The organism is Providencia sp. JGM181 (genome assembly GCF_018257375.1).
Taxonomy (GTDB): domain Bacteria; phylum Pseudomonadota; class Gammaproteobacteria; order Enterobacterales; family Enterobacteriaceae; genus Providencia; species Providencia lanzhouensis.
This window is the reverse complement of sequence record NZ_JAERJY010000104.1, coordinates 1-12,850: the sequence shown is the minus strand read 5'-3', so window position 1 is coordinate 12,850 and position 12,850 is coordinate 1. Positions and strand designations below refer to the sequence as shown.

Below are 12,850 nucleotides of genomic sequence, written 5' to 3'. Positions count from 1 at the left end.
ACTCAACTGCAGATGATTGAATGGATTTTCGCTGTTCATCCGTCCACTTAGCACCGGTTTCATGCGCAGCGGCATAAAGTGCAGCAGCTTTTTCACCCTGCAAGGCACGAACACGCTGAACTTCAGTCGCAACAGTCAGATCGGCTATTTTATCTTTGTATCGTTCAGTGACGCGGTCGGCTTCTTTTATCAACGCGGCACCAGTCTTGAGGGATTTATTCATCCGCTCACGCTCATCAAAAGCTTTTAGTTTGTCGCTTACATAACGCTCTCGCTGCGTTTTATAATCATCTCCAATAAATCCAGCTTTATCCAATTCCCATTCACTACGTTGCTTTACCTGATTTCGCTGGCTCATGCTTGATAACTGGCGCTCTCTCTCTGCACTCAGCATCATTGCTTTTTGATCATCGTTGAGAAGTGCTGGTAGAGGGCCTGTAGACATTGGTGCTTGTGTGAGCAATTGGCGGCTTGATAATATGCTATTGCCTGCTGAGAGTATTCTATTGAACTCCGACTCCTTTGCTATCTCCTGCCCAAGTAAACCAAGCTTGCTATTAGTCAGTTGATTGGTTCTTTCAACCAAATCATTTTTTACTGTGATAGTTCCCTGCATGGTTTGTTCTAACTCTTGCAGGCGTTTTTCCTCAACAAATAACTGCGTGGTATATTCCGTCACCTTTCGTAGTTGAATTTGCTTTTGTTCGTATGTGAATGTAGGGTTTTCTGCGTTAACTTTATGATTTTCAATTAGTTGCTTATAGTTATTTATTTTATCTAACTGCATTCTTATTCTTTCAGCTTGCGCCGTGACACTTTCCCCTGCCTTTTTTGCCTCGTCAGACACCTGCACCAGAGACATATTTTTTACTCTAACTGCAATATCATCTATTGAATCAGCGTACTCTAATGCTGACTGATGAGCGGCGTCTTGCTGTTGTTTTACTGCATACCATGCCCCCGCACCTAGCATGATTACCCCTGGCAACCCCCCAACCAGAGACAATAAGTTTTTAGCACCAGAAATTACCGCTCCACCAGCCATACGAAATCCATTCAGTGCTTTTCGTGATGCAAGTAATCTTTCGTTAGTTACAATCTCTTGATTACTTAGAGCGACCAGTGCCTTGGTATTTTTCTCTAACTGCCTGTCGAGTATTAACCGTTCCTTGTCTGTTGCTGCTACCATCTTTTTAGTCACTAATGATTGGCGTGTATCTAGAAGTAATTGCCTCTCATCTTTAATTCGCATCTGAGTGACCTCAAGAGTTCTCACTTGCTCCTTGTTATAATTAAGTTGTGATAAGTATCCATTGACCGTTTCTTTGGTGAGATTTTTAACGTTAATGGAAAGATTACCAAGATAACGTGAAAGCCCAACACCGATCATGGCATACCCAGCAAGAGCGACCTTATCAAAGTTATCTCCCAGGAAAGCCAATTGAGCGGACATTGTGCGTGTTATCCCCATACTGCTATTTAGCTCCCCAAAGTAAGATTTGGCCGAGTTTGCTACACGGGTAAAGCCATCTTCAACTGTATTATCCATCGAATCAGCAAGCGCATTATTTGCCTCTTTTGCGCGGATCACCGCATCAGCAAATAGCTTCATCGAGATACCACCATTCATTGCGAGCTTTTTCACATCATTTTCAGTGACTTTTACCCCACCTCTAGTGCGAGATAACTCAGCAGCGATATCACGTAGTACCGTAGGCATGGCATTCATCACAGAATGCCAGTCATTGCCGCTTATTTTTCCGTTTACCATGGCACGGCTTAATGCGGTAGTTGCTGATTCAGTTTGTTGAGCGCTAGTTGCGTTAGCTGTAAAAATAGAAGAAAGAGATTCAATATAATCAATAGTCTGAGAAGTATTATAGCCCAACTCTTTCATTGAGGTAGCTGAGCCAACATACAGTTCCTGTGTAGTTTCTATCGATTTACCATTACGATTACTTACTGATAAAAACCGTTGCTGAAGCTGCTCGTAAGATTTAGTAGAACCCTCCACTGAGTTAAGCGACATCTTTATTCGTGCCGCCATTTGCCCCCAACTATCCACAGTAGAGATCATTGCCGATGCAGAGAAAAACCCTGCCATAGCGCCAGCCATTCCTTTTGCTGTCATAGCAACACTGGTGATCTGATTGTTTATTTCCGCTAATGCCTTTTTCTGCTGAATTAATTCCTGTCTTAGTTGGCGGCTGCCTCCTGACGCACTTTTATAAAAATCATTACTGATGCGGGAAGCCTTGCTAACCTCAGCCTGAAAGCCGCTTGAATTAGCAGATATTTTTAAAATTAATTCGCGTAATGTTGCCACTTTGCGGTCTCCAAAAAAAAGACCGCCGAAGCGGTCTAATTATTTTCACAATACTCAATCCATATCTGGGATGTAGAATCATCCTTAAATACATCAAACTCAACTCTTAGTAACTTCCCAATATTCCCTTCATGACTTCTTACTACAGCATAGTATTTTCTGAACCCTGCATAATCATCATCATAGTCTTTTTTTCTAACCTCTCCACATACAACCCCTAGGTTTGAATATGAATCGTTATGATCTTTAAAATAGAGGGATTTTTTAAATTCAAAGGTCGATGACTTATATTCTGATTTAATTATTTCCTGCGTTTGTTTTACGAATTTTTTTGACTCAGCATCCTGAGAACCTAGCCATTCAAACAAGAATGGCGATAACAAAGCAGCAGTAAAAATAATAAAAGCGATGACCGTTTTAATTAATGCCTGTTTCATTTAAGTAATCTCATTAATAAATTAATGGGCCTACTATATAACTATTCAGACATACTGCTCAACCACGCCTCCAACGGATCCTGTTTATTCTCAGGTTCATTTGCCGCAACAACCTCATCATCCCAAACAGGAATAAGCTCACTAACCGACACTTTTGCACCTGCTGCATTTAACACTGCAGTTGCTACCATTGCCGTTTGAATATCACCACGACGATCCCCAATAGGGCTTACCTTGTCGTATGCCATCCACATTCTTAACTCGCTGGCATCCATGTTATGGGTTAATTCAGTTAAGGTTTTCCCCAAGCGGAGTGCCAGCGTCATTAAAAAGAATGTTTCCGGTTCTTTTACTTTTTTTCAGCCTCAGTGGCTGAAATAGTTAATGAAAAAGCTTCAGCCAATAAACGCGCATGCACTGGACCATATGTTTCCATGAGAGCCGGTTTATCTTTATCAGTGAATACTTGACTACCATCTTCTTCACGGAGAATATCGATAAACAAAATAACATCGCCTTCAATATTGCGAAGCGATTTTTGTGTTGATGTAAGCTCCTCTCCATCCTTCCCACTGACTAAATCAGTGCAAGATAAACGAGCCTTAATCGATGGCTCTCTAATTAATACATCAATACCCCATTCTGCAACGTGAACTTTTTTGCTACGAAAAGCCTGATCCGCATTAAGCGCCAGCGTTCGTAAACTTGGTTTCTTCGCCATTATTTTTTACCTTCAACAATAGGAGCTGATTGTGGAGCAGGCTTAACAATTTCACCGTTCTTAATCGGTACTGTTTTACCTTTTAAGCGTAGAGTGAATGTTGCGGCCACGATGCCGTTAGTCGGTGCAGACCATGTGTGCTGGCGAACTTCAGCAAGGAATGCAAAACCATTACCGGATGGGAAGATAACTTTGAAGGCATGCTTCGTATCTTCTTCATAGGCTTTACGTAATGATTCTTGTCCATCGTCATCCGCTGAAAAGTTGGCATTGATAGAAATCTCTGCCGCTGCAGGTAAACCGTTAATCGTTTCCTGTTCTTTAGAACACAGTGTGGTTGTATCCAGATCCGTTTTCTGACCACCTGTAAAGCTAGTTTCTTTAGTCGTACAACCTAAAGCCAGAAAATCAATTGCGGTGGCTGAAACATCTTCAGCAGGTAACTTTGAAATAAATAAATTCGTACCTTGCGATTTTTCATATTTACTTGTCATATCAGTTTCCTATAGACATAAAAAAACCACCCGAAGGTGGTTGATGGAGTTAATGAGGCGTTAATTCCAAACTTGGCATTCTAGGGTTGCCCGATAAAGTGCCGTATCAGGCTCATAGCTTGGCTTTCTGGTAATGTTGGTTGGGCTTAAAGGATGAATGGCGGTGAGCGCTTTTGATAAAATGTCGCCAGCTGTATCTGGGCTTTTTGCATAAACATCAATTTGAATATTGGTCATGGTTTCTGCTTGGCCAGAGAAGACATCACCGTCAACTTCATAAAATGAAAATATCATCCAAGGTGCTGTAATTGATGGATTATCATGAGGAACTACGTAAGGAAACGTTTTTTCTGGCAAGACGGGATCCAGAAGTATAAATAAATCAGCTTCTTTCATTTACTCAGCACCTTATCTATCGCCTCATCAAGCTTCGCAATGGCTGCACTGGCGGCTTCATCGGCTTTACTATCAAATGCAGGTCGAATAAACGGTACCGGTGGCATCTTTGAAGTTCCTTCCTCCAAAAATCGCCAGTAATAAGCATTGCGCGGATCCTTAGCTTTCATCGAATTGTCGCTATTGGTACCACCCTGATTACTGCCACGAACATAGACACCAGCAGAAACCTCACCCGATTTCCGGCTTCTCTGGCTACTGGCCACAATGTTTCTTTTTAGCTTCCCGATTCGTACTGGCGCATTATCTCTTACCTCATCACGCAGAACAGCTGCTCCCGCATAGGTCGCTTGGCGCAAAACTTTATTACTCTCCGCTTTACTGAGCTCATCCAGATCCTTAGCAATATCAAGGAAGCCACTGAAATCGATATTAAAATCATCCATCAGCCTTAACCCCCTGTTTGCACAGTAATTCAAGCCGGGTATTTTTCACATCAGGAATCACGGACTGAATATCATAGTTGAGCCCGTTAAAAACCATGCGGCAGGTTGAATTGATATCACGCCGAAATCGCATCCAAACACGTACGGTTATTTCTGACATTTCGGCGCCCGATGCAAGAAGCTCACGCCCGCTAATTGGATTAACTTCGGCCCATGTCTCGCAAACAGGCACCCATGTTTTCTCTCGATAACCAGAATCAAGCTTATTGAGTTCAGCTTTTTCTATTTTTATTCGGTGCCTTAATCGCCCAATATCCATGATTGCTCCTAAATATTGATATATCGATAAGGCTCTAGTAGCGCCTTAAAACCCGCTGGCATTGACGCTGGCTCCCTATTTTCATAGAAATGGCTGACAGCTAACATAATTGCCAGTTCAATATCTTCGGATACCAACAGACCATTTGGGTCAGCTTCAGGAATATCAGTATCATAAAGAGTTCTATTGATGTAATTCTCAGCGCGATTCTTAGCTGCTGACATATAAGTCATCAATAAATCATCCTCTATGGTATTCCCTTCATCAATTCGGCACTGTTTTTTTAGTTTCTCCAGCGTAGGTAATGGCATAAATACCCCTTAAAACCTGCGACCATTCCAGATCGCAGGCACAAAAAAACCGCAATTAAGCGGCGCTTGGTTAATTAAATGCTAATTTAAGCTATTTGGTTGCGCCTTTTCCCACTAGCGCCTTAATCGCTGAAGTATCTTCAAGGACACAATCGAAGCGGTGGAACGCCAAAAATGCGGTCTGATCATACTCTGCATAACGCTCAACTAAACGTTTCAGAGTCATGTAGGTCACACGACGCAAAATGAATCGATCAAAGTCACCGCAGAAGATGAATTTTTTACCCGCTTCCATTTTATCAATGGCCTGATCAACCACATATTGCATACCCAAGATAGTCGAAGGAGCAACACCAGCAATTGATGGCAACCACAGCGGGCGTTTTTGTGCATCCTCCATTTCTTTCAGATTTTTTAACGTGTCATCATTGAACGCTAAACGGAACTTAGGTCCGTTTCGGTAGGCAGGATCTAATGCGTGTTCTAATGCGTTAATATCTTTCCACCCAAACGTTGCTGACGCATCAACCGTACCAGTGACGGACGCATCTAGCCCTTTAGGTTGCAGCGGTGATCCTGTACCTGTGCCTTTAACTAAATACTTCGCTTCACCGCGGCCAATCCGCTGAGCGATTCGACTGCCTAGATATGCTTCAATATTTACGCCGCTATCTTGAAGTAACTCGTTTGATACGCGAATAATTTTAGAGGAAAGCTTTTTCGCACCTAAGATTGCAGTGCCAAATTCTACATCTTGTTCGCTAGCCGCTGTATTTTCGCCTAATAATTCCCCTTCTTCCTCTGTGCCATCCGAAGTGGACCATGTAATATCTTGTCCTGTTGATGTTGTTAAAATTTGTGCGACGCTGGCAATGCCACCATATGCCTTCATCTGCTCAATAATTTTATTCAGCATTTGTGTCGGTACGGTATACCCACCTTTTTCATCCGGCGATGTTCCCTGCGCACGTAATTCTTTAAGCGCTTGACGCTCTTCCGTTGATAACTCACCGAACCCGCTACGCACAAAGCGATCAAAGGCTAAATTACGACGTTCGACTTTTGCGGCTTCAGGGTCATTATCAGGATTACGACGCTGCTCTTGCTCTTTGTCGTCAACAAATGACTGGTCTAGCGAACGTAATTGTTCTTCACGCTCAATTTGTGCTTCCAAGTTTTCAAGCTCTGTTTTCGCTTTATTCCACTCGGTGCGCTGCTCATCGGTCATCACACCTTCACCCACTTTTTCGTGAATAGCACGCATATCGACAGCGATGGTGTTACGTTTCTGTTTTAATTCATGAAGCTTCATAGTCATAGTATTACCTTATGCATTGAGTAAAGTTAAAATGCGCTCACGCGCTAATTTTTGATTAATCGCTTTTTGCAGATCACCGCCATTTCGCGCTTCCTTCCAAGCTTCCATCGAACGTACTGCGGCACCAGCATCTTGATAAGCCGGATAAGTCACTGGACTCACATCGAATAAGCGCGAGAATTTGTGAATTTCACGAATAATCACGCCTTCATCATCTTGATACCAATCTTCACCATCTCGGGCGACACGAAAGGCAAAAGAACTTTGGTTAATATCACCACGCTGCATCGGTGCTAGCACTAAATCACGTATAGTTTGAGTGTCCGGTGCGGTGATGTCATAAACCAAACCACGCTCATTCACACTTAAAGACAGCGTTCCTGCCGCTGTTCTTCCGAGAATATAGTTAGGATCATGGTTGAATAATCCGCGAACATCATCATTAAGCACGTCATCAAACGCCCCCGGCTTAATGATTTCTTTAAATCCATACATCAACTCAGAACGAGAGTCGAAAACAGAGCCCAGCCCGATAATATGGGTTGCTTGATTCTCTTCTCCGGGTTCGGCTCTCACTTCTCCCATATAGCAGCGAGTTTCTTGATTACTGCTCATCATTATCTCCTTTGGGTTTTTCTGTTTGGCTTCCCACAGGCTGAGCAGCGTTAACGCTGACTAACATTTCGTCCAGCCCATCAACTGGGTTCATATCTTCAAAAGCACGCACTTCATTTCGGCTCATCCAACCATCCGTAATCGCAAAATGGTAAAATTCAGCGCGTTCTTTCGCCGTACCACGCAATAAACCCGCCAAATTAAAGCGAACATAAAATCCCGCCTTTCGCTCTTGTCGCGTAAATAAACGTCGGTTTAATTCCTGCTCCCAATTCACCGTCCACGGCATGATTGAGTGCCGAACAAATTGAATAGCTTGCTCTGAAATATTAGAGAAAGTGGCTTTTTCGAGGTCATTGATCATGTGGGCAGGAACGTTAAAGATCCCCGCAATCATAGAGCGGTTCAATTTCAGCATGTCAATTAGCTGAGCGTCGACAGGGGAAACTGTTAATGCCTTGTAATCAAGCTCAGCGGGTAATAGCATTGTTTTATTTTCCTGACTACGTAATGCTGCCGATGCTTTTTGCCACATTTCCTTTAGCCTGTTCCAGCCGTCTGTTTTTAACTCCCCTTTAACAGAAACAATACCAGCCGGTCTTGCATTCCCGCCGAAAAATGAACTCGTATACTTCTGTCCGCTCATTCCCATACCGATAGTTTCAGCATGCTGAACAATAGGACTAATACCCATGCGCTGGTTATTCCCCAGAGCGCGAATGTGGATCATGTCATCAGGACTGATGGCAAAATTGCCGAGTTCGTTGTAAACACCGTAGGTATAACGGCCGCCTGTATTCAGTAGGGTTGTTTCCCACGGCATACACGCCTCAAGATTGGTCACTTCCCCTTTACGGTTTCGCACAACCTGTGTGTAGCCATTTCCCCAACCAAGCACATGCCGATGTTTCGTTTCTCGCCATTTATAACTAGTTTGCCATTCGTTAGGTTCATCATGAACGAGGTGAAATAAAGGATGGTCACGCGCAGTTTCAACTTTATTGCCAGATTTACGCATAACATGTAATGGCATTTGAGCAATAGATGAAGAAAGTACGTAAATACACGCATACACTGCGGCAAGCTTCATCGAGGTTTCAGGGCTAACATGTACGTCAGCAGTGAAAATTCCATCGGTATCAATAGAGTCTGATGTAATGGGTACTGATGGGTTTTCAATGCTTGTCAGTCCATCACTACGAAATAACGCGTTAAGAAGCACGCTTCCCCCTCATTGCTGCCACTAATGCATAAACCACCAGCACGGAACCGCCGATCATTAATGTATTGGGGAGCCCATAATTTAGATAACAGCCTGCCATCACCGCGCTGAAACCAATCAATGCAGTGATATCGAGAAATAAGTTTTTCATAGGAATAGTAGATCTTCGTCAGGATTAAGTGAGGAAAGAAAATCACCATCAGAACCACCACCAACCAATTGACGGCTTTTTGCCGTAAACATGGCAACAGGACCATCGATTTTATTTTCTGGTGTGGATTTGTTGGGGAAGATATTTTCGTTTCTGTCCGGTTTTACGGTGACGTTGGACAACATCCAAGCCATCATTGGATTGTGATCGTGATGAAACTTACCTGCATACACATCAGCTTGAACACTTTTCATGGCTTCTGACATGTTCTTAACTGTTTGAGCAACCTCAACTAATGGAACACCTTCTTCCGCTAGTCGGCGTGAAAACTGAACGGCACTCCATGGGTCAAACCCTAATTCACGTACATCATCACCCTCACACCACTTCAGGATGTCATCTTTGATAATGTCATGATCTATCACTTCACCATCGGTCAATTCTAAGTAACCTGCATCAGCCCATTTACGGTAAAGCTCTGCGATGTGTTTCGGTGCAGTGTCAATGCGATCTTCTGGCAACCAGAACTTGCATTTAATGTGCGTTTTTCCCTGCCCGTCTTCATACATTTTTATCGCTGCAGCGACGTCAATTTTGCTAGCCAAGTCAACGCCAATCCAAACTGGATAATGCTGTAACTCATCATCAGTGGCGTTAGCTGGGGCAGCCTCCCATTTGCTCATGTCCATCCATACTGACTCAGCATTCACCCACTTATTAAGGTGCTTAGTGAGAAAGTTAGGACGAGCAGCAATTTGCTCTTTTGCCTTCTTGGCCAGACGTCGCATATCATCGAAACGCTTACAGACACCAAGACCAGGATTAGCTTTTATCCAAACGGATTCATCAAAATCATCGTCGCCCTCATCGAGGGTATAAATAATGGCAAAGAAAGTGTCATCATCAACAACTCCTGTTAGAACTTTAATTGCGTAATCCCGTAACTCGTAACAGATCCCCTCTTTGTTAAAACCCGATGTTGTGATGGCAAATAAAAGCGACTGCAATCGCGCACCTGTTGCCGTTTCAAGAACATCCCACACATCGCGAGTCTTATGAGCATGGAGCTCATCGACTATCCCGCAATGTATATTCAAGCCATCGAGGTTATTCGCATCACTGGAAAGTGGTTCAAATTTAGACGCCGTTCGCTCTTGGTAAATCGCTAACTTGTTGTAATCAAATAAGCGACCTAGCGTTGCTTTCGCTTTTTTGACCATATTTTTGGCATCTTCAAACACGATACGTGCCTGATCGCGAGTCGTTGCTGCTGAATACACCTCAGCACCACCTTCGCCATCAGCCCCAGTCATGTATAAACCGATACCACTGGAGAGCGTTGATTTTGCATTTTTACGAGCCACTTCATTAAATGCGGTTCGAAAACGACGAACAAAGATGGCATCACCATCATCATCAAGAACTTGCTCACCGGTTAATTCATCAATTAACGGGATCACGAACCCGAAAATATTAATCAAGATAAAGACATGCCACGGCATTAAATCAATCGGCTTTCCAGCCAATGCCCCTTTGACATGTGGGATAAAATTGTAAAAGTCGAGTATGTGCTGTGCGCGATCTTCAATGAAATAGATGTCACGCTCAGGACCATGCTCTAAATCATTTAAAAAACGCTGGCACGCTAAGCGCACCAATTCGCACGCAACAATTTCTCCAGCCACGACCTGCTCGGCGTACTGAATTCCATCTGCTACGGTTGCCATTCATCATTTGCGCTTTTTCAGAAATACGTCTAGTGGATCTTCCTGCTCAGGGCCTTTGACACTGACTTTTGTTCTTGCTGAAGGTGTCATGCCAAATTCACTGAGCATAGCTCGGATTCGCTTCCAAACATCGGCTTTCATTGCAGCCGCTGGATGTGCTTTTTTGATAATGTCGCCAGTCATTGACGTGGTGTTGTAGGTATAACCTTCAGTATCGAGCACTTCGCAGTGATGCCGGTACTCAACATATGCCTCAACTAATAATTCCAGAGCTTTTGCATCGAGTGTGCTCATGACACCCAGTGCATCTAACTCTTCGCCCATTTTCTTGAACCAATACTTACCCCGCTTATCAAAATACTTTGGTGTTTGGGGTACCCCTGACGGCGGTTTTGGTTCTTGTTTATTAATGGGGCGTTTTGATGGGTTCCCCCTCACCAATTGCAGATGTGACGGGGTTTTAGGTGGTCCAGCCATGATAGAAACCTCCTATTAATTAACGCTGGGGATCCCCATAAAAAAGTTTTCTAACCTGCGGCGATATAACAAAAGGTAAGGCGGCGGTACTTTAGGGCGAGAGTGGTAGGGATTTGACCCGCCCTCCCCCTTGTGAGTTATCGCAATATAGCGATTATCCTCTGGTTCGTTCACTTGCCGTCTTGCTTCTATGGCACGACCAGCACAGCGATTGCAGATTGCTATCATCATCGGTACCACCATGCGCCTTAGGTTTGATGTGGTCCACTGTCTTTGCTTCAGTTGGTCTACCTGACTTCAAACACTCTTGGCATAGATGTTTATCACGATGCAAAACGCGAGCACGTATCTTGTCCCACTTGGAGCCATAACCGCGCTCATGACGGCTCTTGCCTTGCTGGTGGTTTTCCCATCCTGTATTCATGTGCTCTTGACAATAACCACTACGGTCAGTGGTTGTTTTACTGCAGCCATGCTTGCGACAAGATCGAGGTATGCGAGGGGGCATAATTTTCTCCACAAATGAAAAAGCCACCAGTTATTAGCTGATGGCTATAAACCTTTACAAATATAAGGTAGCTATTGTCTAGGTAAGCGCGTACTGTTGCCGCGTTGAAGTATGCTTTAGCTTTGAAACCTAAACATGCATGACCTTTCAACAAGACCTAAAAACAATAAGTTATATTAAAGCCTACGACATTAAGACCCTCTTTAGACACGGGGTCTATTTTTTAAATCTACCGTTCCAGTTGTAAAACTCCATGTTCTTCAGAGCCTTAAGATCTCCATAAATAATTTCGTCACCATCACAGATAGTGATTACTTCATGGTGTATCACAACTGACCATCTTATTGTGTAAATTCATGTAGTGATTAATTTGCGCCTGTATCTTAATGAATCTCAGCACCTTGAATGCCATTAAAACTAATGCCCTCGAAATGAGTCATGCGGTCAAGTACCACTACGACACTCGAATTGTATCCGGGGCCATAAGGCGGAAAGCTGTAGGTTTTCACTATGCTGTTATCTCCGTATTAATTTTCAAATGTTGGAATAATTACACCAATAAAAAAGCCCCGCATTACGAGGCTCCGATTTGTAATATCTGCTTGAGAATACTACTTTTTTATTGTTGTAGCTTTTCGTGTTTAACGTATAGTGAAGCTCTATTCAAAAGCATTTATTCTCATTTAGCCCCGATTTCTGGGGCATTCTTATTTATCAAAAGCAAAAAGTCATCGGTGATTAGCTGATGGTTATGAACCTTTACAAATATAAGTTGGCTATTATTTAAACAATGGAGTACGTTGAATAGGCTCGCTTACCAAGCTAATACTAGCCGCGAGCATGTATGACACGTCTACTCAGACAAAACATAATAAGACTTAAACTATCCTATACATTCAGACCCTCATTAGACACGTGGGTCTATTTTTTAATTCTCTCAGCTTCAATTTCCTGTATTGCTTTAAGCTGCTCATTCGCTTTTTCTATCGTTCCCAGCAATAATCTGTTCCATAATACAGACGCTTTGAATGATAGGGTTTTACCGTCACTGTCAGGCGGCAATGGCGGTACCACAGAATTAGTCAATGTTGATGGAATTGGAACGCATTGCGCGCGCTCGTAACTCGTTTGTGTACTCGAACAAGCCATCAGTAACAAGCTGAGGCACAAGAGAATCACAAGAAGACTCTGCTTTGAGTATCGTTTTATATTCAATGATTTTCTCCTGCGCTTTCGCATCAGCTTGAATGCCGTTCCGGTATGCTGTTGTTGCTATCTGATTGAAGCGATTGAATTGAAATGACTGAATGGCAATGACTGCACTTTGTTTGATGTTATCTTGCTTTAACTTGTCGTTGTCGTTCTTAACTGCAGTGTTATTA

17 protein-coding genes are annotated in these 12,850 nt (G+C 43.2%); all 17 read right to left on the bottom strand.

Annotated elements, in window-relative coordinates; genetic code table 11:
- The coding region (locus tag JK188_RS12875) for a tape measure protein (protein WP_211888649.1) at positions 1-2,326 on the bottom strand (2,326 nt) is incomplete at its 3' end.
- A 35-nt stretch (positions 2,327-2,361) separates the two neighbouring features.
- The gene (locus JK188_RS12870) at positions 2,362-2,763 is read right to left on the bottom strand and encodes a hypothetical protein (protein ID WP_211885862.1); all 402 of its coding nucleotides are present in this window, start codon (positions 2,761-2,763) and stop codon (positions 2,362-2,364) included.
- Between the two features lie 41 nt (positions 2,764-2,804).
- On the bottom strand, positions 2,805-3,089 hold the full coding sequence (locus JK188_RS12865) for a phage tail assembly protein T (protein WP_006661553.1): 285 nt from the start codon (positions 3,087-3,089) through the stop codon (positions 2,805-2,807).
- A gap of 23 nt (positions 3,090-3,112) precedes the next feature.
- Positions 3,113-3,484, bottom strand: a complete 372-nt coding sequence (locus tag JK188_RS12860; RefSeq protein WP_006661552.1) for a phage tail assembly chaperone — start codon at positions 3,482-3,484, stop codon at positions 3,113-3,115.
- On the bottom strand, positions 3,484-3,978 hold the full coding sequence (locus JK188_RS12855) for a phage tail tube protein (protein ID WP_211885864.1): 495 nt from the start codon (positions 3,976-3,978) through the stop codon (positions 3,484-3,486). The genes JK188_RS12860 and JK188_RS12855 overlap by 1 nt, the downstream gene beginning before the upstream one ends.
- 60 nt (positions 3,979-4,038) lie before the next feature.
- Positions 4,039-4,374 (bottom strand): hypothetical protein, encoded by a 336-nt coding sequence (locus tag JK188_RS12850; RefSeq protein WP_211885865.1) that lies wholly within the window; start codon positions 4,372-4,374, stop codon positions 4,039-4,041.
- The gene (locus tag JK188_RS12845; protein WP_211885866.1) at positions 4,371-4,820 is read right to left on the bottom strand and encodes an HK97-gp10 family putative phage morphogenesis protein; all 450 of its coding nucleotides are present in this window, start codon (positions 4,818-4,820) and stop codon (positions 4,371-4,373) included. The genes JK188_RS12850 and JK188_RS12845 overlap by 4 nt, the downstream gene beginning before the upstream one ends.
- The gene (locus tag JK188_RS12840; RefSeq protein WP_211885867.1) at positions 4,813-5,139 is read right to left on the bottom strand and encodes a phage head closure protein; all 327 of its coding nucleotides are present in this window, start codon (positions 5,137-5,139) and stop codon (positions 4,813-4,815) included. The genes JK188_RS12845 and JK188_RS12840 overlap by 8 nt, the downstream gene beginning before the upstream one ends.
- Positions 5,140-5,147: 8 nt before the next feature.
- The gene (locus tag JK188_RS12835) at positions 5,148-5,450 is read right to left on the bottom strand and encodes a head-tail connector protein (RefSeq protein ID WP_211885869.1); all 303 of its coding nucleotides are present in this window, start codon (positions 5,448-5,450) and stop codon (positions 5,148-5,150) included.
- A gap of 91 nt (positions 5,451-5,541) precedes the next feature.
- The gene (locus JK188_RS12830; protein ID WP_211886425.1) at positions 5,542-6,762 is read right to left on the bottom strand and encodes a phage major capsid protein; all 1,221 of its coding nucleotides are present in this window, start codon (positions 6,760-6,762) and stop codon (positions 5,542-5,544) included.
- Positions 6,763-6,777: 15 nt separating this feature from the next.
- Positions 6,778-7,383: an HK97 family phage prohead protease gene (locus JK188_RS12825; protein WP_154628574.1), complete on the bottom strand. Its 606-nt coding sequence runs from the start codon at positions 7,381-7,383 to the stop codon at positions 6,778-6,780.
- Positions 7,373-8,605 (bottom strand): phage portal protein, encoded by a 1,233-nt coding sequence (locus JK188_RS12820; protein ID WP_132495197.1) that lies wholly within the window; start codon positions 8,603-8,605, stop codon positions 7,373-7,375. The genes JK188_RS12825 and JK188_RS12820 overlap by 11 nt, the downstream gene beginning before the upstream one ends.
- Complete coding sequence (locus JK188_RS18005) at positions 8,595-8,756, bottom strand: hypothetical protein (protein WP_195848261.1); 162 nt, start codon at positions 8,754-8,756, stop codon at positions 8,595-8,597. The genes JK188_RS12820 and JK188_RS18005 overlap by 11 nt, the downstream gene beginning before the upstream one ends.
- Entirely contained in the window at positions 8,753-10,483 is a 1,731-nt protein-coding gene (locus JK188_RS12810) for a terminase large subunit (RefSeq protein ID WP_211885870.1), read from the bottom strand. Before JK188_RS12810 ends, JK188_RS18005 begins: the two co-directional genes overlap by 4 nt.
- A 3-nt stretch (positions 10,484-10,486) precedes the next feature.
- Positions 10,487-10,960: a phage terminase small subunit P27 family gene (locus tag JK188_RS12805; RefSeq protein ID WP_006661540.1), complete on the bottom strand. Its 474-nt coding sequence runs from the start codon at positions 10,958-10,960 to the stop codon at positions 10,487-10,489.
- A gap of 154 nt (positions 10,961-11,114) precedes the next feature.
- Positions 11,115-11,468: an HNH endonuclease gene (locus JK188_RS12800; protein WP_036975514.1), complete on the bottom strand. Its 354-nt coding sequence runs from the start codon at positions 11,466-11,468 to the stop codon at positions 11,115-11,117.
- Between the two features lie 1,078 nt (positions 11,469-12,546).
- Positions 12,547-12,850 (bottom strand): hypothetical protein (locus JK188_RS12795; protein WP_211888648.1); only part of this gene is annotated, 304 nt, incomplete at its 5' end.

Bases quoted from the DNA above. Each gene is read 5' to 3' on its own strand.
- JK188_RS12810 (WP_211885870.1), bottom strand. From the start codon at position 10,483: ATGGCAACCGTAGCAGATGGAATTCAGTACGCCGAGCAGGTCGTGGCT.
- JK188_RS12825 (WP_154628574.1), bottom strand. From the start codon at position 7,383: ATGAGCAGTAATCAAGAAACTCGCTGCTATATGGGAGAAGTGAGAGCC.
- JK188_RS12860 (WP_006661552.1), bottom strand. From the start codon at position 3,484: ATGGCGAAGAAACCAAGTTTACGAACGCTGGCGCTTAATGCGGATCAG.
- JK188_RS12855 (WP_211885864.1), bottom strand. From the start codon at position 3,978: ATGACAAGTAAATATGAAAAATCGCAAGGTACGAATTTATTTATTTCA.
- JK188_RS12850 (WP_211885865.1), bottom strand. From the start codon at position 4,374: ATGAAAGAAGCTGATTTATTTATACTTCTGGATCCCGTCTTGCCAGAA.
- JK188_RS12835 (WP_211885869.1), bottom strand. From the start codon at position 5,450: ATGCCATTACCTACGCTGGAGAAACTAAAAAAACAGTGCCGAATTGAT.
- JK188_RS12870 (WP_211885862.1), bottom strand. From the start codon at position 2,763: ATGAAACAGGCATTAATTAAAACGGTCATCGCTTTTATTATTTTTACT.
- JK188_RS12840 (WP_211885867.1), bottom strand. From the start codon at position 5,139: ATGGATATTGGGCGATTAAGGCACCGAATAAAAATAGAAAAAGCTGAA.
- JK188_RS18005 (WP_195848261.1), bottom strand. From the start codon at position 8,756: ATGAAAAACTTATTTCTCGATATCACTGCATTGATTGGTTTCAGCGCG.
- JK188_RS12865 (WP_006661553.1), bottom strand. From the start codon at position 3,089: ATGACGCTGGCACTCCGCTTGGGGAAAACCTTAACTGAATTAACCCAT.
- JK188_RS12830 (WP_211886425.1), bottom strand. From the start codon at position 6,762: ATGAAGCTTCATGAATTAAAACAGAAACGTAACACCATCGCTGTCGAT.
- JK188_RS12800 (WP_036975514.1), bottom strand. From the start codon at position 11,468: ATGCCCCCTCGCATACCTCGATCTTGTCGCAAGCATGGCTGCAGTAAA.
- JK188_RS12845 (WP_211885866.1), bottom strand. From the start codon at position 4,820: ATGGATGATTTTAATATCGATTTCAGTGGCTTCCTTGATATTGCTAAG.
- JK188_RS12805 (WP_006661540.1), bottom strand. From the start codon at position 10,960: ATGGCTGGACCACCTAAAACCCCGTCACATCTGCAATTGGTGAGGGGG.